Source organism: Actinoallomurus liliacearum (genome assembly GCF_039542035.1).
Classification (GTDB): Bacteria; Actinomycetota; Actinomycetes; order Streptosporangiales; family Streptosporangiaceae; genus Actinoallomurus; species Actinoallomurus liliacearum.
The window spans coordinates 510,186-529,357 of the sequence record NZ_BAABHJ010000023.1 but is presented as its reverse complement, the minus strand read 5'-3'; the positions used below and the strand labels follow the sequence as shown (position 1 = coordinate 529,357).

Below are 19,172 nucleotides of genomic sequence, written 5' to 3'. Positions count from 1 at the left end.
GCTACAGCGCCTGGCCGGCGCTCCGGCGCGCGGCCAGCAGATCCAGCAGGAGCGCCGCCGACCAGCTGAAGTCGTGGCTGCCCTGTCCGCTGCCGTCGAACGGATCGTAGAACTCGCGGAAGCCGGACTGGCGCACCAGCCGGACGGTGGAGCCGAACAGCAGGTCCGCGACTCCGCCCAGGTCGTGGGCGCAGGCGCCGGACCACAGGAGCCAGTTGGTGTTGACCCAGGTCGGCCCGCGCGAGTAGGTCCCGCGGTCGAACGCCGCCGACTGGACGTCACAGGTCGGGACCGGATAGCCGGCCGCGCCGGCGAAGCGCGCCGACAGCAGCAGGTCGGCCAGCGCGCGGACGATCTCCGCCGGCAGCTCCGGGTCCAGGAGGGGCGCGAACCCGGCCTCGGTCGTCTCCGGGATCAGGCGCCCGGTCCGCAGGTCCCGTGGCCGGAAGCAGCCGGCCGATTCGTCCCACAGCCGGTCCAGGAGGGCGCCATGGATGCGCTCCGCGGCCTCGCGGTGCGGCCGCGGATCGGCCCCGGTGAGGTCGGCCAGCTCGGCCAGCGCGTGCGTGGAGGCCAGGTAGACGGCGTTGAACAGCGGATCCTCGACGACGAAGGGATGATCGTCCCGGAGATACTCCGCGCGATATCCGGCGGCCCGCATCCCGGCCACGAGCGCGACGTAACGGTCCTGATCTCCCCCGTGATAGGTCCGGCCCCGCGGGTCGACGGCGGCCAGCGGCGGGTCCCAGGCCGGGCTGTCGTCGAGCCCCGACTCCCACGGGTGGCACAGGCTCACCAGGCCGCTGCCGCCGATGTCCCGGTCCCGCGCGAGGTAGGCGTGCTGGGCGACCAGGCACGGGTACAGCGGGACGAGGAACGCCCGGTCCGCGCCGTCGGACGCCTGCGCCATCCGCAGCGCCGTGAGGGCGTGCAGCGGCGGCTGGGCGAGCGCGGAGGTGAGCACACCGCGCGGTGCGGCGGGCTGCTCGACGCTGCGCCACAGCTCGGGTCCGGGGAAGTAGGCGTCCCGTGGTTCCGTGGAGCTGAAGACGATGTGCGGCAGCAGGCCCGTCGCCCACTGGCCGCGGAACAACGACAGGAACTCGGTTCGGGCGCGGTCGGGCCGGTGGTGGGCCAGGCCCATGCCGACGAAGGCGGAGTCCCAGCTCCACTGGTGCGGGTACAGGCCCGGCGACGGCACCGTGGCCGTGCCGGTCCAGTTCGCGTCCAGCACGCGGGCGGCGGCCACCCAGAGGGCCGTCTCGTCGCCGGTGAGCCGTGGCCCCATTGAGCCAGAGTACGGCTCCGCGGCGTTCCCGGCGATGCCCGGCCTCGGCCATCTCGAAACGCCGGAACCGGACCGGCTGCGACCCGGCCGGCTCCGAGCCGGTCGCCATCGGCCGGGCGAGCTCCGACCGGTGACTTCGAGGCGGCCGCCTCCGGCCGGCCGAGCCCTAGGAGAAGAGGGCGTCGCCCCAGAAGCCGCCCTTGCGGACTCCGGGCGGGCAGGCCCAGATCCCCGACCCGACGTGCTGGATGTACTCGTTCATGTGGTCGGAGGCGGCGAGCTTGTTCTGCAGCACGACGAACTGCTTGCGCGGGTCCCGCTGGTAGGCGATGAAGAACAGGCCCGCGTCGAGGCGGCCGAGCCCGTCGGTGCCGTCCGTGAACGAGTAGCCGCGCCGCAGGATGCGAACGCCGCCGTTGCCGTCCGGGTGCGCGAGCCGGACGTGCGAGTCGGCGGGCAGCTTGTCGAGCGGCACCGGGTCGTGCTCGCGCTTGGCGCCGTACGCGTTGCCCTCCCCCTTCGTCCGGCCGAAGGTGTCCTGCTGCTCCTGGAGGGACGTACGGTCCCAGGTCTCGATGTGCATGCGGATGCGCCGCGCGACGAGGTAGGAGCCGCCGGCCATCCAGGACGGCCCGTCGGCGCCGGCGGCCCAGACGTGCTGGTCCAGGGCCTTGGCGTCGGTGCCGGCGATGTTGCGGGTGCCGTCCTTGAAGCCGAACATGTTCCGCGGCGTCTGCCGGTCCGGCGTCGTCGAGGAGGTCTTGCCGAAACCGAGCTGGGACCAGCGCACGGAGACGACGCCGAAGCCGATGCGGGCGAGGTTGCGGATGGCGTGCACGGCGACCTGGGGGTCGTCGGCGCAGGCCTGGACGCAGATGTCGCCGCCGCTGCGGGCCGGGTCGAGGTTGTCGCCGGGGAAGTGCGGCAGGTCGATCAGGGCGGCCGGCCGTTTCGCCCGGAGACCGAACCGGTCCTTGCCGTCCTTCTCGAAGAGCGTCGGGCCGAACCCGATCGTCAGGGTCAGCCGCGCCGGTGGCAGGCCGAGCGCCTCGCCGGTGTCGTCGGGCGGCGCCTCCCCCAGGCCGCCGGCGGCCGAGCCGTACGGGTGGCCGCCGGTGAACGCCGCGGCGGCCGCGGTCCACTCCTTGAGCATCCGGATCAGGCGGGCGCGGTCGTCGGTGACGACGTCGAACGCGGCGAAGTGCAGCCGGTCCTGGACGGGCGTGGCGATCCCGGCCTGGTGCGCGCCGTGGAACGGGACGGCCTCCTCGTCGGCGGACCGGTGGTCCTCACCGGCCTGGGCGACGCTGACCAGGCCCGCGCCGACGGCGGCGCCGGCCGCGAGCGTCGCGCCGGAGTAGCCGAACAGCCGGCGTCTGCTGAGGCCCGTCACTTGGCCACCACCGCCGCCAGCTTCGACAGCGGCTCGCCGAGCGCGTTCACCTCGTCCGACAGGTCCTTGCGGTCCTTCGCGCCCACCGTGTCGTAGGCGACGTAGCCGTCGCCCTTCTCGAACTTGGTGAGCAGCTTCTGCACCTTGGCGAACTCGTCGTCGAGCGTCGTCGCGAGGTCGGGGTTCCGCTCCTTGACGATGGCCTTGAGCAGCTCGTACACCTTCTGGGCGCCGTCGACGTTGGCCTTGAAATCGACCAGGTCGGTGTGGGAGAACGTCTCCTCCTCACCGGTGACCTTGCCGGTCGCCACCTCGTCGAGCAGTTCCTTGGCTCCGTTGGCCATCGAGGTGGGGGTGATGGACGCGGTGCCGACCTTCGCCTTGAGCGTCTGCAGGTCCTTGACGAGCTGGTCGGCGTAGGGGCCCTCGCCCTTGACCGAGCCGGTCTTCCACAGCGCCTTCTCGATCTGATGCCAGCCGGTCCACTTGTCACCCGGCTTGAGGTCCGCCTCGCGGAGGTCGACCTTCGGGTCGATGTCGCCGAAGGACTCGGCGACCGGCTCGATCCGCTCCCAGCCCACGCGGGACGGGGCGTACAGCGCCTTGGCCTGCCCGACGTCGCCCGCCTTCACCGCGGCGGCGAACTTCGTCGCCTTGGCCAGGGTGTCGTCGACCTGCTCGGCGACGTAGGTCCGGTACGCGGCGACGGCCTGGTCCAGGCGCGGGTCGACCGACTTGCCCTGGCCGGTGACGGTCAGCGGCTGGGAGGGGCCCTTGCCCGTCATGCCGGCGCTGCACATGACCTTGTACGTGCCGGCGGAGAGCTGGACGGTGACCTCGGCACCGGTGCCGGGCCCGATGTTCTCGCGCTCCGTGACGATCTTGCCGTCCGGGGCGAGGATCTCCAGCTCGTTCACCTGCGAGCCCTTGTTGGTCACCTTGAACGTCACCGCTCCCGCCGACGCGGTCTTGGCGCCGAGGTCGCAGGAGGAGTCGGTGGCCGTCACCTCGATGGCGCCCGAGCCGCCCTTGGCGCCCGCTGCGTCGTCCTTCCCGCACGCCGACAGCGTGGACAGCGAGATGAGGGCGGCGCCCGCGGCGGCGAGCACGTGGACAGGACGCATGCGGTCTCCAAGGGGGCGAAGGACGGTCAGGCGCCTGGACGAGGAGCGGGCACGCCTGTTTTAGGTCTACCTAACTTAGCTTTACCTAACCTGTCCTCGTCAAGCAGGAGCGGGGCCGGCGTGATGTGAACATCACCACGCCGGCCCCGCCCGGGACCGCTTGAACCGCCTTCTCAGGGGCGGCCGGGGAGCTAGTCGAGGTACTCCCGGAGCATCTGGGCACGCGTCGGATGCCGCAGCTTCGCCAGGGTCTTGGACTCGATCTGCCGGATGCGCTCCCGCGTCACGCCGAACTCCCGGCCGACCTCCTCGAGCGTCCGTGGATGGCCGTCCGTCAGGCCGAAGCGCAGCTGGATGATCCGCTGCTCCCGGTCCGACAGCGACCCCAGGATGCCGCCGAGCTGATCCTGCAGGAGGATGAACGCCGCCGCCTCCATGGGCACGACGGCGTCGGCGTCCTCGATGAAGTCGCCGAGGTCGGAGTCCTCCTCACCGATCGGCGACTGCAGGGACACCGGCTCCTGCGCGACCCGCTGGATCTCGACCACCCGGTCGGGCGGCAGTCCCATCTCCACCCCGATCTCCTCGGGAGTCGGCTCCCTGCCGAGATCCTGGTGGAGCTGGCGCTGCACGCGCACCAGCTTGTTGATGGTCTCCACCATGTGCACCGGGATCCGGATGGTCCGGGCCTGGTCGGCGATCGCCCGTGTGATCGCCTGGCGGATCCACCAGGTCGCATAGGTCGAGAACTTGTACCCCTTGGTGTAGTCGAATTTCTCGACCGCACGGATCAGCCCGAGATTTCCCTCCTGGATGAGATCGAGGAACAGCATTCCGCGGCCGACGTAACGCTTGGCGATGGACACCACCAGGCGCAGATTGGCCTCGATCAGTCGTTGCTTCGCCCGTACCCCGTCATGGGCGAGCAGTTCGAGGTCGGAGCGTTCGACGGGAGCGATGATGGCCGCCTTGGCCAGCTTCTCCTCGGCGAACAGTCCCGCCTCGATCGATTTGGCGAGTTCTACTTCTTCTTCTGCCGTGAGCAGCGGTACGCGTCCGATCTCGCGCAGGTAGATCCGGACCAGGTCGCTTGTCGGCGCCCGCCTTCCGAGGTCGTCCCCATCAGCTCGCGCTGAGTCCTCGTGTCCGCTCGGGGACTCGAGAACCTCCACCCCCTGCTCCGCGAGCATCCGGACGACCCGGTCGGCCGACTCCGCCGGCAGGTCGGAACGATCGATCGCGGCGGCGACGTCGTCCACCGTTATTCCACGTTCTCTGCCACGTGCGACGAGGTCCGCCACCTGGTCAACCGGCGGCGTCTCGCTAGGCAGCACCGAAGGGCCCACGGTGACAGTGTGCGGCAAGGGACCCTTATTCCGGGGGACCTATTTTTGCGTCCCAGGGGTCACAGAGAACTGATGGCTCGCTCGCGCAACATCTTTCGCTGCAGCTCAAGGGCCATGAGATCGCCGAAAAGGCGGTTGTGCTCTTCCCGGTGCTCGACCGGATTCAGCCGTCCGAGTTTGGACTGCAGTTTGGCGATCTCCCGCGTGACCTGGATCTCCTGCAATCTGGACAGCATTGCAGCGGCATATCGGTCATCCGGATCTCCGCTGGAGCGCAGCGGTTCCACGGCGAACGCGGTGACCAGAGCCCTGACCTCGTCGTTCGGCGCGGCGTCCCGCAGCCGGCCGGCCCATTCCGGTCCGCTCTGCGCCGTCACGACGCCGCCGAGCTCCGCGATCAGCGATCGCACCGCGGCGTGACCCGGGACGAGCAGTGCGTCGGCGGGCATGGCGTCGAAGGCCGGACCGAGCAGCGCGGGCCGCTGCACCGCGAGCTTCAGCGTCTCGCGCTCGACCTGGACCACCGGGTCGTTCAGGTCATGCGCCGGGCGCTGCGGGACCGGAGCCGGCTCGGGCCGCCGCCGGCGCGCGTCGCCCCGCCGGCCGTCGCCCGGACGGCCGGAGCCGTGCTCGCGCACCCGCCGGAGGACGAACTGCTCGTCGAGGAAGCCGGTCCACTTGTCCAGGTCGATGGCGTAGCGCTCGCGCATGCCCCGGTCCCTGATGCCCGCGATGATCGGCGCGGCGGCGTCGATCGCGGCGAGCCGGCCCTCGGTGGTGTCGAGGTCGTACTTGGCGATCGTCGCCTGGACCGCGAACCGGAACAGCGGCACGCGGGAGGCGACCAGGTCGCGCACTGCCGCGTCACCGTGCTGGAGTCGCAGGTCGCACGGGTCGAGGCCGTCCGGCTGCACGGCGACGAACGTCTGGGCGGCGAACCGGTGCTCCGTCTCGAAGGCGCGCAACGCGGCCTTCTGGCCGGCGGCGTCGCCGTCGAAGGTGAAGATCACCTCACCGCTGGCCTCGTCTTGGTCCAGCAGCAGCCGGCGCAGGATCTTGATGTGCTCGTCGCCGAAGGAGGTGCCGCAGGTCGCGATCGCGGTGCCGACGCCCGCCAGGTGGCAGGCCATGACGTCGGTGTAGCCCTCGACGATCACCGCCTGCCGCCGCTTGGCGATGTCCTTCTTCGCCAGGTCGGCGGCGTACAGCACCGAACCCTTCTTGAACAGCGGCGTCTCGGGGGTGTTGAGGTACTTGGGACCGTCGTCGCGCTCCTCCAGCCGGCGCGCGCCGAACCCGATGACGTCGCCGGTGAGGTCGCGGATCGGCCAGATCAGCCGGCCGCGGAACCGGTCGATCGGCCCGCGCCGCCCCTGGCTGGCCAGCCCCCCGGTGACGAGCTCCTTGTCGGTGAAGCCCCGGCCGCGCAGGTGCCGGACGAGCGCCTCCCACTCGTTCGGCGCGTAGCCGACGCCGAACCGCTCCGCGTCCTCCCGGCCGAAACCCCGCTCGGCGAGGAAGCGGCGGCCGAGCTCGGCCGCCGGGGTGAGCAACTGCTCGGTGAAGAACTCCGCGGCGGCCCGGTGCGCCTCGATCAGACGGGTGCGCTCGCCCTTCTGCCGATTGGGGACGTAGCCGCTGTCGGCGTAGCGGAGCTGCACGCCGGCCTTCGCCGCCAGGCGCTCGATCGCCTCGGCGAACGACAGGTGCTCGATCTTTTGCACGAAAGAGATCGCGTCACCGCCTTCCCCGCAGCCGAAGCAGTGGAACATCCCGTTCGAGACGTTGAAAGATGGCGATTTCTCGTCGTGGAACGGGCAGAGGCCCTTGAGCGCGCCGCCGCCCGCGTTACGGAGCTGGACGTACTCCCCCACGACCGCGTCGATCGGCGACCGTTCACGTACGAGGGCGATGTCTTCATCACGGATCCGGCCTGCCACGTCGGCAGTCTAGTCCTGACCTCGGACACCGCGGGCCGTACCGGACACCCCCGGAGGGGGCCGCGTGACCTGATCAATTGGCGCGCCAACGGTCTGGACAAATCACGGAAAGGCGCGATGTACTTACTCAACTTCGGCGGCAATGGCGGATGTCGCCGTCACTCTGCATCGAGTGGTTCGGGGACCGCGATCAACCCGCGGGAGCGACGGAGGGCCGCCATAGGTCGTCCCGGCGACACAAGGTGGAAGCATGACCGAAGTCGTCCTCGACGCGGTGAACAAGGTCTACCCGGACGGTTTCCACGCCGTGCGGAACGTGAGCCTGCGCGTACCCGACGGCGAGCTGTTCGTGCTGCTCGGCCCGTCCGGCTGCGGGAAGTCGACACTGCTGCGCATGGTCGCGGGCCTGGAGGAAATCACCTCCGGTGACCTGTGGCTCGGCGGCAGATATGCTAACGGCCTCCCGCCGCGCGACCGCGACCTGGCGATGGTGTTCCAGAGCGGCGCGCTCTACCCGCACCGCGACGTCCGGGGCAACATCGCCTTCCCGCTGGAGATCTCCGGGGACGCGTCGCCGGCCTCCCAGGAGCGCATCGTCGAGCTGTCGCGGGCGCTCGGCATCGAGGAGACCCTCAACCGCCTGCCCTCGACGCTGTCCGGCGGCCAGCGCCAGCGCGTCGCGATGGGGCGGGCGCTGATCCGCGAACCCGGCATCTTCCTGATGGACGAGCCCCTGTCCAACCTGGACGCGGGCCTGCGCACCGAGCTCCGCATGGAGATCAGCGCCCTGGTCCGCAGCATCAAGGTCACCACTCTGTACGTGACCCACGACCAGACCGAGGCGCTCACGCTCGCGGACCGGGTGGGGATCATGCGGCAGGGCGTGCTGCAGGACGTCGGCACCCCTCAGCAGGTGTACGACGACCCCGCGACGATGTTCGTGGCGGCGTTCCTGAGCGCCCCGCCGATCAACCTCATCAGGACGGGCGTCTGGGCGGACCAGGAGGAGGGGATCATCCTCGGCCTCGGGAACCAGCGGCTGGTCCTGCCCTGGTCCGATCCCCGCGCGCCCACGCTGGTGTCGCACCACGGCAGGTACCTGACGGTCGGCTTCCGCGCCGACGCCCTGCGGCCCGCGGCGGACGGCCTGATCGCGGGCCGGGTACGGGCGCTGGAGTTCCACGGTTCCGAGTGGCTCGCCTACGCGGAGGCCGGCCTGCCGCACGTCGACCCGGAGGCCCCGTACGAGAACGACCCGCCGTGGGCGAGCCCGGAACCGAGCTCCGGCGAGGGCGTGCTGCGCCGGATCCTGCGGTCCGCCGGGATCGTCGCCGAGGAGCCCACGCCCGAACCGGGCCGGCACGACGGCCATCACCGCCGGTCGGACGTGGTGTTCCGGCTCGAGTCGCGGTCCGGAGTGTCGGCGGGCGACGCCATCCGGCTGGCCATCGACACCGACCGCATGCTGCTGTTCGGCGAGGACGGCCGCCGCGTCGACCCCGTACGCCGCTGACCGCTGCGGACCCGGTGGCGCGCCGTCGCGTGGACGGCGCGCCGGCCTCGCGGGAACGCGTCAGTCCCGGTTCGGGGGCTGGGTGTGCATGGTCCCGGCGACGCGGTTCCACATGTTGATCTGCGCGACCTGGGCGACGAGGAACGCCGCCTCGTCCGGTTTGAACGCGTCGGTCACCGCGTTCCAGATCTCGTCGGAGACCTCCTCGGGGCCCCTGGTGGCGGCCTCGGCGTAGGCCAGCGCGGCCCGTTCCGCCTCGGTGTACAGCCGCGACTCCCGCCAGGCGGGCAGCTGAATGATCCGGTTCAGGTTCTCGCCGAGTTCGAGCGCCTCGTGCGTGTGCATGTCGATGCAGAAGAGGCAGCCGTTCAGCTGCGAGGCTCGGATCTTGACGAGCTCGCGGACGGTGGCGGTCAGAGGTCCCCTGCGGATCGCCTGCTCGGCCTGGAGGAACGCCTTGTAGACCTCGGGTGCCAGTTCGGCGACGTTCAAGCGCGACATCGCGTCAACCCTTCTCGGTGGTGGTTCTTCGCCAGGGAGACGAGACGGTACCGTCCGGTGTGACGGGTTCCCGGCAGGAATTTCAGGAAGCCACGCTGACGTGCGTCAGCTTCTCCGGATTGAGCACCCGCCGGATCGCCAGGATCCGGCCGTCGGCGGCGATGTCGAACGTGTCGATCACCGCGACCGCGCCGTCCCGGAAGATCGCCAGGGCGGGCTCGCCGCCGATCTCACAGGGGACGGCGTGGCCGAGCGCCCAGCGAGCGCGCACCCGCTCCAGCACCTCGGCCACCTTCCGGCCGCCGACGATGAGCTTGCGCGCCGCCGAGACCTTGCCACCGCCGTCGGTGACGTAGACGACATCGGGGTGCAGCAGCTTGACCAGCCCCTCCAGGTCACCGGTCTCGTACGCCGCGCGGAAGGCCGTGAGCACGCGCTCCCGCTCGGGCCGGGTCGCGCGCGGCCGCTCCTTGGCGGCGGCCGCCCGGCGGCGCGCCCGGGAGGCGAGCTGCCGGCTGGCCGCGGGAGTGTTGCCCAGCACGCCCGCCACCTCGTCGAAGGGCACCTCGAAGACGTCGTGGAGGACGAACGCGACCCGCTCCGGCGGTGTCAGCTCCTCCATGACGAGGAGCATCGCGGTGCCGACCGACTCGTCGACCAGCACCGGCTCGGCGGCGTCCGGCCCGGTCAGCAGGGGCTCCGGCAGCCAGGGACCGACGTAGGCCTCCCGGCGCACCCGCGCCGAGCGGAGGATGTCGTACGACCGGCGCGCCGAGACCGTCACCAGCCACGCGCGTACGTCCGCGACCTGGGACAGGTCGGCGGCCGCCGCGCGCAGCCACACGTCCTGCGCGACGTCCTCCGCGTCGGCGACGGTGCCGAGCAGCCGGTACGCCACCCCGAACACCGCCGGGCGGTGCTCCGCCCACTCCTCGTCGGTCACGGGCCGACGGTACCCGGCGCGCTCACATCGGCTCGGCGAGGGGTGCCACCGGGCCCGCCGGGCGGAGTGCTCACACCAGGTCGGCGAGGGGTACCCCCGGGTCCGCCAGCCGCGCGGCGTCCACCGGACGGCCCGACCGGATCAGCGCCTGGATGTCCCCGGCGACGTCCCAGACGTTGACGTTCATCCCGCCGACGACCCTGCCGCCCGACAGCCAGAACGCGATGAACTCCAGCTCGTCGGTGTCGCCCGAAACGTACGCGGCCGGGTCGGTCCCGCGGTACACGACCTGGTCATAGCCGCCGACCCAGGCGCCGGACGCCTCCATGCCCAGCTCGTACTGGTCGGTGTAGAAGTAGGGGACGCGGTCGTACACGACCGGTCGTCCCAGCATCGCGCGCGCCGCCGCGGGGCCGCCGTTCAGGGCGTTCGCCCAGTGCTCGACCCGGATCCGCCGGCCCAGCAGCGGGTGGTCCGCCTTCGCGACGTCGCCGGCCGCGTAGACGTCCGGGTCGGAGGTGCGCAGCGACGCGTCGACCACGATGCCGTCGTCCACCTCCAGGCCCGCCTCCTCCGCGAGCGCGCTGTTGGGCACCGCGCCGACACCGACGATCACGACGTCGGCGGGCGTCTCCGCGCCGCCCGTCGTGAGGACGGACGACTCGGTGATCTTGGCGACGTCACCCGTGACGAACTCCACGCCGTGCCTGCGGTGCAGGGCCGCGAAGACCTCCCCGAGCTCCGTGCCCAGGGAGCGGCGCAGCGGCGTGGACGGCGCGATGACCCGTACCTCGTTGCCGTACGCGCGGGCGGCGGCCGCCGCCTCCAGCCCGATCCAGCCGGCGCCGACGACCGCGACCCGCCGGTCCCCGGGCTCCAGCGCCGCGCGCAGCCGCTCGGAGTCGGGCGCGTCCCGTACGTAGTGGACGTGCTCGAGGTCGGCGCCGGGAACGGCCGGGCGCCGGGCGGACGCGCCGGTGGTGAGGAGCAGCTTGGTGTAGCCGACACGCTCGCCGTCCGCGAGCCGTACCTCGTGGGCGGCGCGGTCCAGCCCGCTCACCCGGACGCCGAGACGTAGCTCCACGTCGTTGTCTGCGTACCAGGACTCCTCGTGGACGTACGCCTTGTCGAAGGGGTCCTTGCCGGCCAGGAATCCCTTCGTCAGCGGCGGCCGCTCGTACGGCCGCCGCGTCTCCTCGCCGATCAGGACGACGCGTCCGGTGAAACCCTCCTCCCGCAGCGTCTGCGCGGCCTTCGCGCCGGCCAGGCTCGCACCGACGACGACGTAGGTCTCGGGGACGGGCATGGGCTCCTCCACTTTCTGGATCAGGGTCAGCCCAGTATCCTCCGCGCGCCCGTCTCGGGAGGGCGCAGCGCGAAGCGTCAGCCGAGGAGTTCGCGATGCCAGGCGAGCGCCGACGTGTCGGTCAGCGAGGCGAGCTGGTCGACGACGACGCGCAGCCGCGCGCGGTCGTCGGCGGCCTCGGCGTAGAACCCGCGGAACACCGGGTCGAGAACCCGCGGGGCCTGGCGCGCGACGGCATCGGCGAGTTCGGCGATGAGCTCCCGCTGCCGGGCCTGCAGCGCGCCGTGGTCCGCGCGCCCCATCACGTAGCGCGCCGCGACGCCCTTGAGCAGGGCGCACTCCAGCCGCCGCCCGCGCGGCACGACCAGGTCCGCCGCGTACCGCGTGAGCGGGCCGGTGCCGTACGCCTCGTGCGTGGCCCGCTCGGTGGCCCGGCAGAACCGGCCGATCAGCTCGCTCGTGAGGTTCTTCAGCGCGGCCGCCGCGCGCAGCGTGCCGTCGTAGGCGCGCGGCCAGTACGGCTCGGCGAGCAGTTCGGTGAACCGCTCCTCCAGTTCGGCGACGCCCGCCTCGCAGTAGAGCCGGGCGGTCAGCTCGCAGACGGCCCGGCGTTCGGCCGGGTCGGCCAGCCGCTCCAGCCGGATGTGCCCGGCGTGCAGCCCGTCCTCCAGATCGTGCACGGAGTAGGCGACGTCGTCGGCCCAGTCCATGACCTGCGCCTCGAAGCAGAGCCGCGCCCCGCCGGCGGGACGCGTATCGCTCGGCCGCTCACGCTCCTCACCCGCTCCGCGGGCACCCCGTCCCTCGGCGCCCACTCCGCTCGCCGCGTCGGATTCGCCCGCGCTCTCGGGTCCCTCACCGTCCTCACTCGCCGCGTCGGGTTCGCTCCCTGGAGCGCCGTCCCGCAGCCAGGCGAAGACCCGCCGGTCGTCCTCGTAGACGCCGTACTTCGCGCCGTCACCGACCGGCGTCCTCCTCGGCCAGGGATACTTCATCGCCGCGTCGAGCGCCGCCCGGGTGAGGTTCAGGCCGACACTGCGCCCGTCCGGCGCGAACGACTTGGCCTCCAGCCGGGTCAGCAGGCGCAGGCTCTGCGCGTTGCCCTCGAACCCGCCGCACGCGGCCGCCACCTCGTCGAGCGCCGTCTCGCCGTTGTGGCCGAACGGCGGATGACCGAGGTCGTGGGACAGGCACGCGACCTCCACGAGGTCGGGGTCGCAGCCGAACGCCTTCCCGAGCTCCCGGCCGATCTGCGCGCACTCCAGGGAGTGCGTGAGGCGGGTCCGCGGGCTGTGCTGACCGCGCTGGTCGCCCGCCGCCGGCTCGACCACCTGGGTCTTGGCCGCCAGCCGGCGCAGCGCCGCGCTGTGCAGCACCCGCGCCCGGTCCCGTTCGAACGGCGTGCGCTCGCGCCGCTTCGGCGGCTCGGGCGCCCAGCGCGCCGTGTCCTGCTCGGTGTAACGGGTCATCGGAGTCCGAGCGTATCCATCTAGAGTGCGGGCATGCCCGATGGACCGTACCGACGCCGCAGCGCCCGCGTGCTCCTGATCGACGACACCGATCGCGTCCTCCTGCTCCGCCTGCTCCATGACCACCGCCGCCGCGCGCGCGGTCACTACTGGCTGACGCCCGGAGGAGGCGTCGACGACGGCGAGGCGCTCCACGAGGCGGCGGCCCGGGAGCTGCGCGAGGAGATCGGCCTCATCGTCGCCCCGGAGGACCTCGGGACGCCGGTGGCGACGACCTCCGGGTACGCGGAGTTCAGCTGGGCGAAGGGAACGTTCCGCGACGACTTCTTCCTCCACCGGGTCACCGCGCACGAGGTCGACACCGGCGGCCTCCAGCCGTACGAGCTGAAGCACGTCAGCGGGCACCGGTGGTGGACCGTGGACGAGCTGGCCGCCACCACGGAGGCGGTCTACCCGTTCGGGCTGGTCCCGCTGCTGCGCGACCTCCTCGCCGGCCGTCGCCCGGCCGAGCCCGTCCTGCTGCCCTGGCACCACTGAACCGGCCGTGCCAAACGTCACCGCGGCAGGTTAAGGTCCTCTTCACCTCCCTGTCCGCACGTCTCGAGGGCCGCCCATGCTCACCACGTTCCGCGCCGCGGTCGCCGTCGTACTGCTGGCCGGCTTCTACGTGCTCGTCGCCGCCATCACCACCGGAACGGTCTTCTTCGACTTCTACGCGGTGAAGTACGGCCACGCGGGCGGCTTCAAGGTCGCGGCGCTGGCCACCTTCGGCGTCCTGGCGATGCTGCGCGGCGTCTTCGTCGTCGGCCGCCGCAAGGACGAGGAGCAGCCCGGCGTCGCGGTGACGCCCCACGACGAGCCGGAGCTGTGGCGCACGGTCACCGAGCTCGCCCACCAGGTCCGGACCCGGGTGCCCGACGAGATCCGCCTCGTCCCCGACGTGAACGCCGCGGTCAGCGAGAACACCCGGCTCCTCGGCCTCATCCCCGGGCGACGGTACATGTACATCGGCATCCCGCTCATGCTCAGCCTCACCGCCGACGAGATGCGCGCGGTGCTCTGCCACGAGCTCGGGCACTACAGCGGATCACACACCCGCCTGGGCGGCATCACCTACCGGGGCCGTACGTCGCTGATCAGGACGATCGAGCGGCTCCGGGACCACGCCATCATCCGCACGATCTTCCTGCTGTACGCCAAGCTGTACCTGCGGGTGTCGCAGGCGGTGTCCCGGCGGCAGGAGCTGGAGGCCGACGCCGCGGCGGTCGCCGTCTCCGGGCGGCGGCCGATGGGCGAAGCCCTCCGGAAGGTACGCGCGAGCGCGGCGGCCTGGAACTTCTACCTCGGTTCCTACTGTTCGCTGATCGGTCCCGCTCAGGCCCGTCCGGCGGACCTGTTCGCGGGGTTCTACACGCTGCTGCGCGAACCGAGCCGGCAGGAGGAGCTCGCCAAGGTCGTGAACGCGCCCGAGGAACGCTCGCCGTACGACTCCCACCCGAGCCTGGCCGAGCGCCTCGCCGCGATCGCGGCGCTGCCGGAACCGGCGGCGCGCCCCGACCCGCGGCCGGCCCTGGCGCTGCTCGCCGACCCGCGGCGCGCCGCGCTGGCGACGCAGGCGTCGATGCTGACCGACGAGGCGCTGCGCCTGCCGGTCCTGGAGTGGCCGCAGATCGTCGAACGCGGCCTCTACGCCGGAGCGAACGCCGAGGCGATGAAGGACGTGTTCACCGCCGCCGGCCAGGCGACGAACACGCCGCAGCCGACGGTCGACACGGTCCTGCGGATCCTCGCCGGCGGCGGCGCCGGCGACCTCGGCAACCGCCTCCGGATGGCCGGCTGGCAGGGCGATGACACCCGCGCCCTGGTGGCCCGCGTCGTCGCCCGCGCCTTCGAGGGCCTGCTCATCCAGGCGGGCCGCGTCCGCTACACCTTCTCCTGGTCCGACGTCGCCCGCCTGGTCGACGGCGACGGCGCCGAGGTCGACCTGACCGACCCCGTCCGCAGGGCGGTCGACGACCCCGGTCAGGTCAACTCCCTGTACGAACACCTGCTCCGTCTGGGCATCACCCCGGCATCCGCCCCGGCACCCGAGCCCGCCCCGGGCGGCGCCATCCCGGTTCCGGGCGGCACGTACCCGGTTCCGGGTGGCGCGGTCCCAGGTGCGGGCGGCACGTACTCAGGTCCTGGCGGCGCGGTCCCAGGTGCGGGCGGTGCGGTCCCTCCCCCGGGTGGAATGGCGCCCCCTCCGCGCTGATCCGTGCTTTCAGGGCCGTACCGGACGCTCGGTGACCGCGCCGCGAAGCCGAATGACCACCGCTCGGCGATCGACTCGTCGCGGTCGGCCTCAGCAGGCTTGCCGTCAGAGCGCGACCGAACCTGACGTCGGAGTCATCAAGCCATAGATGCCGACGACGCACAGGGCGATCACGATCGTCGACCACAGCGGGAAGGCGTTCAGGAAGGCGAATTGGCCAAGGATCACCAGCGCGGTGAGCGCGATGCCCGGTGTTCTCGCCCATGCCTTCCTGGCGAGGATCGCACCGCCTATGACGAGTTGCGCGACTCCCAGAATGAGCCAGATGCAGCCCCAGGCGGTGTAATCGAAGATGAGCAGCCTGCTCGACCCGACCTGGTAGTACTGGTCCTTGAGGAGAGCGGTGAGCCCGTCCAGGATGTTGAAGAAGCCCACCACGCAGACCAGCAGGCCGGCGAATGCCAACCAGCCCGATGTGGTCGGTTGTCGGGGAGCATGACTCCCCGCGGAGCCCGGCATGACAGTCCTCTGCTCGACAGGAGTTCTACAGCAGCCGTCGTTCCCCGCCCCCGGTCCGGTCATACGACCCGAGTCGCCTAGTTTTCGATTCCTGGGGAGGGCCTTGACTCGTCGCTCCGGCTCCGGACGAGGCCCGGCCCCTGGGCCGGGCGGTGCCGTCCCGCCCGCGACGAACCGCCGGCGGCCGTTCCCGTCCGGGCGGCGGACGGGAACGGCCCGCGGCTCCCCCTCCAGGGGCCTGTCGGGGCGTCAGCCCGTGAAGCCCTTGAAGATGTTGGTGAACTCGTACGTGCTCTGGCTGATACCGCTGCAGGTCGGCGAGACGGAGCCGTTCGGGCAGCCGCCGTTGTCGCGGCCGACCGACCAGAAGCCGATGTACCCGACGTGGTTGGTCTGGGCGTAGCTCAGCACCTGACCGGCGACGGCCTGCGTGGTGGTCGGGCCGGTGTCGTTCTTACCGATCATCGGGGTGAGGCCGAGCATGCCCTTGAGCTCGGCGTCGCTCTTGCCGGGCCAGACCTGCTTCATCTGCCCGAGCGTGGAGTTCGCCGCGGCGATCAGGGCGTCGCCCCAGGAGCCCGAGTACCCGAAGTCCATCAGCATCGGGTTGACGGTGACGTTCAGGCCGCGGGAGGCGGCGTCCTGCAGGATCTGCACCGAGAACGGGTCGACGCCGTAGTCCGAGGACTGCACCCGCAGCGTGTAGGTGACCGTGGTGCCGCGCGCGGCCTGCAACTGCTTCAGGGCGGTGTTGACCTGCGCGACCGGGATGGACGCCTCGACGTCGACGTCGAGGCGGTTGCTGCCGACCGCGTCGAGTGCCTTCTCGTAGGCGGCGAGCAGCGCGGACGAACTGCCGCAGGTGTTCTCCAGGTACGGCCCGGTCGCGCCGCCGGTCGCCACCGTGACGTCACCGCCGACGCTCTTCAGGTCATTGACCTCGCCGATGACGCGCGAGTCGTTCAACGGGATGGTGCCGCCCCACGACGGGTTGCACCCGGTGCTGTCCGCGAGCGCGAAGGCCAGGGTGAAGTGCTTCTGGCCCGTCGCCGTGGCCACGTCCTTCAGCGTCGGGCTGGCCATCGTGATGTCGATGTAGGGCGAGAACCGGCCGCCGCCGGTGCCGCCGCCTCCACCGCCGCCGCTGTCGGTGGTGGCGCTGACCGTGGCGCTGAACGCCGAGGCGTTCCCGGCGGCGTCCTTGGCCCGCACCTTGAAGGAGTACGACGTCGACGCGGCCAGCCCCGACACGGTCGCGCTCGTCCCCGAGACCGTCGTGGCCGGGGACGACCCCTGGTACACCTCGTACCCGGTGACCCCGACGTTGTCCGTCGAGGCCGTCCAGGACAACGACACACTCGAGGAGGTGTGCCCGGTCACCGTCAGCCCGGTGGGCGTGCTCGGCGGTTGCGTGTCCGAACCACCCCCGCCGCCGTCACAGGCGGCGCCGTTCAGCGTGCAGCCGGTCGGCGTCCCGCTCCCGGACACCACGAACCCGAACGACACCGACGCGCCCGCGGCGATCGAGGCGTTGTAGTCCCGGTTCTTGAACGTGTAGTGCGACCCCGACTGCGTCAGCAACGCGTCCCAGTACGTGCCCACCGACGACCCCGACGGCAGGTCGAACGCCACCGTCCAGCCACTGATCGCCGACGAGCCGTTGTTCGTGACCGTGAACTGTGCCTGGTAACCGCTCCCCCAGTCCGACGTCTTGGCGAACGTCGCCGTGTTCGCCGCCGCGTACGCCGACACCGCGGTCAGCACGACGGCCAGGGGCAGTAGCAGCATCCCGACGAGCAGGGACGCGATCCTGGATCTCTTCAAGGCGGGGACCTCTCTCGTGGGGCCGACTCTCGATGGGACCGGCTCCCGGCCGCGCCGGCGGGTGGAACGACCGGGAGCCGGGGCTCAACCGGTGAACTGACCGATGATCGTCGCGAAGTCGTACGGCTGCTGGGTGACGCCGCTGCACTTGCCGTCCGCCCAGCCGGTGGTTCCGGTGCACTGCCGGTCCCGGTTCAGCGACCAGAACGACAGCCGGCCGAGATGGTGCTGCTGCGCGTAGCCGAGGAGCGTACGGAAGGTGTCCTGGGTGAACAGCTCGCTCGGCTGGTCGGTGTGGCCGTTCATCAGGATCAGGCCCGTACGGGCGTAGAGGTTCGCGTCGGACAGGTCGGGGCGCAGCGCGGCGAGCTGGGTGTGCGCGGCCTCCATCACCTTCTGGACGTCGGCGGCCATGGACGCCGCCGGGCCTCCGTAGTCGAAGGCCATCACCGCGTACAGGTCGATGTCGGCCCCGTTGTCCTTGGCCCGCTGGATCTCGGCCTTGTCCAGGTCGCTGAGGCCGACGGTCGTCACCGGCATGGTGAGGGAGACCTGGAGAGCGCGCCCGGCGGCGGCCGCGTTCTGCTTGAGGATCTTGATGGCCTGGAAGCGCCGTGTCTCCCCGGCCGCGTCGCCGAGGTCGTCGCCCTCGATGTCGAAGTCGACATGGGTGAGGGCGTACTTGTCGATCACCTGCTGGTACGCCTGGGCGAGGGACGCGGCGTCGGAGCAGGCGGCGCCGAGTTCGAGACCGTTGTAGCCGCCGAAGGAGACCGCGACGTCGCCGCCCGCCGCGCGTACCGCGTCGACCTGCGCCTTGACGGCGGTGTCCGAGGAGACCGGGTGCGCGGTGTCGCCGTCCCAGGCCGGGGTGCAGCCTCCGCCGTTCGGCGCGAGGACGAAGGCGAGGACCAGCGACTTCACGCCGCTGCCGGAGACGATCCCGGAGATCGGCTGCGGGTCGTTGTCGAGGGGCATGAAGTACGGCGCCGCGCGCAGGTCCCCGGACGGCGGCGGGGTCCCGCCGCCGCTGTCGGTGGTGGCATTGACCGTGGCGCTGAAGGCCGAGGCGTTCCCGGCGGCGTCCTTGGCCCGCACCTTGAAGGAGTACGACGTCGACGCGGCCAGCCCCGGCACCGTCGCGCTCGTCCCCGAGACCGTCGTGGCCGGGGACGACCCCTGGTACACCTCGTACCCCGTCACCCCGACGTCGTCGGTCGAGGCGTTCCAGGACAGGGAGACGCTCGAGGAGGTGTGCCCGGTGACGGTGAGCCCGGTGGGCGTACTCGGCGGCTGCGTGTCCGAACCACCGCCGCCTCCCCCACCGTCACACGCCGCGCCGTTCAGCGTGCAGCCGGTCGGCGTGCCGCTCCCCGACACCACGAAACCGAACGACACCGAACCACCCGCCGGGACCGACGCGTTGTAGTCCCGGTTCTTGAACGTGTAATGCGACCCCGACTGGGTCAACAAGGCGTCCCAGTACGTGCCCACCGACGACCCCGACGGCAGATCGAACGCCACCGTCCAGCCACTGACCGCCGACGAGCCGTCGTTCTTGACGGTGAACTGGCCCTGGTAACCGCTCCCCCAGTCCGACGTCTTCGCGAACGTGGCGGTGAGCGGGCCGGCGGCGTGGGCGCGCCCGGCGGTCAGGACGCCGAGCGCGAGGAGGCCGGCGGTCAGGATGGTCAGGGCACGCGGGCGAACACGCACGGGTCCTCCTTGCGGGCACCCGCGCACAGGCGCGGG

15 protein-coding genes are annotated in these 19,172 nt (G+C 71.6%); 3 read left to right on the top strand and 12 right to left on the bottom strand.

Annotated features, from left to right (window positions below; genetic code table 11):
• Nucleotide 1: 1 nt before the first annotated feature.
• From ABD978_RS30570 to dnaG, 5 genes are all read right to left on the bottom strand, one after another.
• A complete protein-coding gene (locus tag ABD978_RS30570; protein WP_345362410.1) occupies nucleotides 2-1,288 on the bottom strand; it encodes an MGH1-like glycoside hydrolase domain-containing protein in 1,287 nt (428 codons plus the stop codon).
• A gap of 166 nt (nucleotides 1,289-1,454) precedes the next feature.
• Nucleotides 1,455-2,681, bottom strand: a complete 1,227-nt coding sequence (gene efeB, locus ABD978_RS30565) for an iron uptake transporter deferrochelatase/peroxidase subunit (protein WP_345362407.1) — start codon at nucleotides 2,679-2,681, stop codon at nucleotides 1,455-1,457.
• Nucleotides 2,678-3,805 (bottom strand): iron uptake system protein EfeO, encoded by a 1,128-nt coding sequence (gene efeO, locus ABD978_RS30560; RefSeq protein ID WP_345362404.1) that lies wholly within the window; start codon nucleotides 3,803-3,805, stop codon nucleotides 2,678-2,680. Before efeO ends, efeB begins: the two co-directional genes overlap by 4 nt.
• Before the next feature lie 191 nt (nucleotides 3,806-3,996).
• Nucleotides 3,997-5,139 (bottom strand): RNA polymerase sigma factor RpoD, encoded by a 1,143-nt coding sequence (gene rpoD, locus ABD978_RS30555; protein WP_345362512.1) that lies wholly within the window; start codon nucleotides 5,137-5,139, stop codon nucleotides 3,997-3,999.
• A gap of 71 nt (nucleotides 5,140-5,210) precedes the next feature.
• Nucleotides 5,211-7,091 (bottom strand): DNA primase, encoded by a 1,881-nt coding sequence (dnaG, locus tag ABD978_RS30550; RefSeq protein ID WP_345362401.1) that lies wholly within the window; start codon nucleotides 7,089-7,091, stop codon nucleotides 5,211-5,213.
• 250 nt (nucleotides 7,092-7,341) lie between these two features.
• On the opposite strand from dnaG, the gene ABD978_RS30545 reads away from it, so the two are divergent.
• Nucleotides 7,342-8,604 (top strand): ABC transporter ATP-binding protein, encoded by a 1,263-nt coding sequence (locus tag ABD978_RS30545; protein WP_345362398.1) that lies wholly within the window; start codon nucleotides 7,342-7,344, stop codon nucleotides 8,602-8,604.
• Between the two features lie 60 nt (nucleotides 8,605-8,664).
• Here the strand turns inward: ABD978_RS30545 and ABD978_RS30540 are convergent, their stop codons facing one another.
• The 4 genes from ABD978_RS30540 to ABD978_RS30525 all read right to left on the bottom strand — a co-directional run bounded on the left by ABD978_RS30540 (nucleotide 8,665) and on the right by ABD978_RS30525 (nucleotide 12,823).
• A complete protein-coding gene (locus ABD978_RS30540; protein ID WP_345362395.1) occupies nucleotides 8,665-9,105 on the bottom strand; it encodes a carboxymuconolactone decarboxylase family protein in 441 nt (146 codons plus the stop codon).
• An 82-nt stretch (nucleotides 9,106-9,187) separates the two neighbouring features.
• The gene (gene sigJ, locus ABD978_RS30535) at nucleotides 9,188-10,048 is read right to left on the bottom strand and encodes an RNA polymerase sigma factor SigJ (protein WP_345362392.1); all 861 of its coding nucleotides are present in this window, start codon (nucleotides 10,046-10,048) and stop codon (nucleotides 9,188-9,190) included.
• A gap of 70 nt (nucleotides 10,049-10,118) precedes the next feature.
• Nucleotides 10,119-11,354, bottom strand: a complete 1,236-nt coding sequence (locus ABD978_RS30530; RefSeq protein WP_345362389.1) for an NAD(P)/FAD-dependent oxidoreductase — start codon at nucleotides 11,352-11,354, stop codon at nucleotides 10,119-10,121.
• Nucleotides 11,355-11,431: 77 nt separating this feature from the next.
• Complete coding sequence (locus tag ABD978_RS30525) at nucleotides 11,432-12,823, bottom strand: deoxyguanosinetriphosphate triphosphohydrolase family protein (RefSeq protein ID WP_345362386.1); 1,392 nt, start codon at nucleotides 12,821-12,823, stop codon at nucleotides 11,432-11,434.
• A gap of 33 nt (nucleotides 12,824-12,856) precedes the next feature.
• Between ABD978_RS30525 and ABD978_RS30520 the strand changes: the two genes are divergently transcribed.
• Entirely contained in the window at nucleotides 12,857-13,360 is a 504-nt protein-coding gene (locus ABD978_RS30520; protein ID WP_345362383.1) for an NUDIX hydrolase, read from the top strand.
• 76 nt (nucleotides 13,361-13,436) lie between these two features.
• Nucleotides 13,437-15,077, top strand: coding sequence for a M48 family metallopeptidase (locus tag ABD978_RS30515; RefSeq protein WP_345362380.1), 1,641 nt, complete (start codon nucleotides 13,437-13,439; stop codon nucleotides 15,075-15,077).
• A 105-nt stretch (nucleotides 15,078-15,182) separates the two neighbouring features.
• Here the strand turns inward: ABD978_RS30515 and ABD978_RS30510 are convergent, their stop codons facing one another.
• From ABD978_RS30510 to ABD978_RS30500, 3 genes are all read right to left on the bottom strand, one after another.
• Nucleotides 15,183-15,542, bottom strand: coding sequence for a DUF7144 family membrane protein (locus ABD978_RS30510; protein ID WP_345362377.1), 360 nt, complete (start codon nucleotides 15,540-15,542; stop codon nucleotides 15,183-15,185).
• Between the two features lie 303 nt (nucleotides 15,543-15,845).
• Nucleotides 15,846-17,420, bottom strand: a complete 1,575-nt coding sequence (locus tag ABD978_RS30505) for a cellulose binding domain-containing protein (RefSeq protein ID WP_345362374.1) — start codon at nucleotides 17,418-17,420, stop codon at nucleotides 15,846-15,848.
• Nucleotides 17,421-17,504: 84 nt separating this feature from the next.
• Nucleotides 17,505-19,136: a cellulose binding domain-containing protein gene (locus ABD978_RS30500; protein WP_345362371.1), complete on the bottom strand. Its 1,632-nt coding sequence runs from the start codon at nucleotides 19,134-19,136 to the stop codon at nucleotides 17,505-17,507.
• Between the last annotated feature and the right edge of the window lie 36 nt (nucleotides 19,137-19,172).

Excerpts from the sequence above, each read along its gene's own strand:
- ABD978_RS30570 (WP_345362410.1), bottom strand. The coding sequence starts at position 1,288 with ATGGGGCCACGGCTCACCGGCGACGAGACGGCCCTCTGGGTGGCCGCC.
- efeO (WP_345362404.1), bottom strand. The coding sequence starts at position 3,805 with ATGCGTCCTGTCCACGTGCTCGCCGCCGCGGGCGCCGCCCTCATCTCG.
- ABD978_RS30545 (WP_345362398.1), top strand. The coding sequence starts at position 7,342 with ATGACCGAAGTCGTCCTCGACGCGGTGAACAAGGTCTACCCGGACGGT.
- ABD978_RS30540 (WP_345362395.1), bottom strand. The coding sequence starts at position 9,105 with ATGTCGCGCTTGAACGTCGCCGAACTGGCACCCGAGGTCTACAAGGCG.
- ABD978_RS30530 (WP_345362389.1), bottom strand. The coding sequence starts at position 11,354 with ATGCCCGTCCCCGAGACCTACGTCGTCGTCGGTGCGAGCCTGGCCGGC.
- ABD978_RS30525 (WP_345362386.1), bottom strand. The coding sequence starts at position 12,823 with ATGACCCGTTACACCGAGCAGGACACGGCGCGCTGGGCGCCCGAGCCG.
- ABD978_RS30520 (WP_345362383.1), top strand. The coding sequence starts at position 12,857 with ATGCCCGATGGACCGTACCGACGCCGCAGCGCCCGCGTGCTCCTGATC.
- ABD978_RS30515 (WP_345362380.1), top strand. The coding sequence starts at position 13,437 with ATGCTCACCACGTTCCGCGCCGCGGTCGCCGTCGTACTGCTGGCCGGC.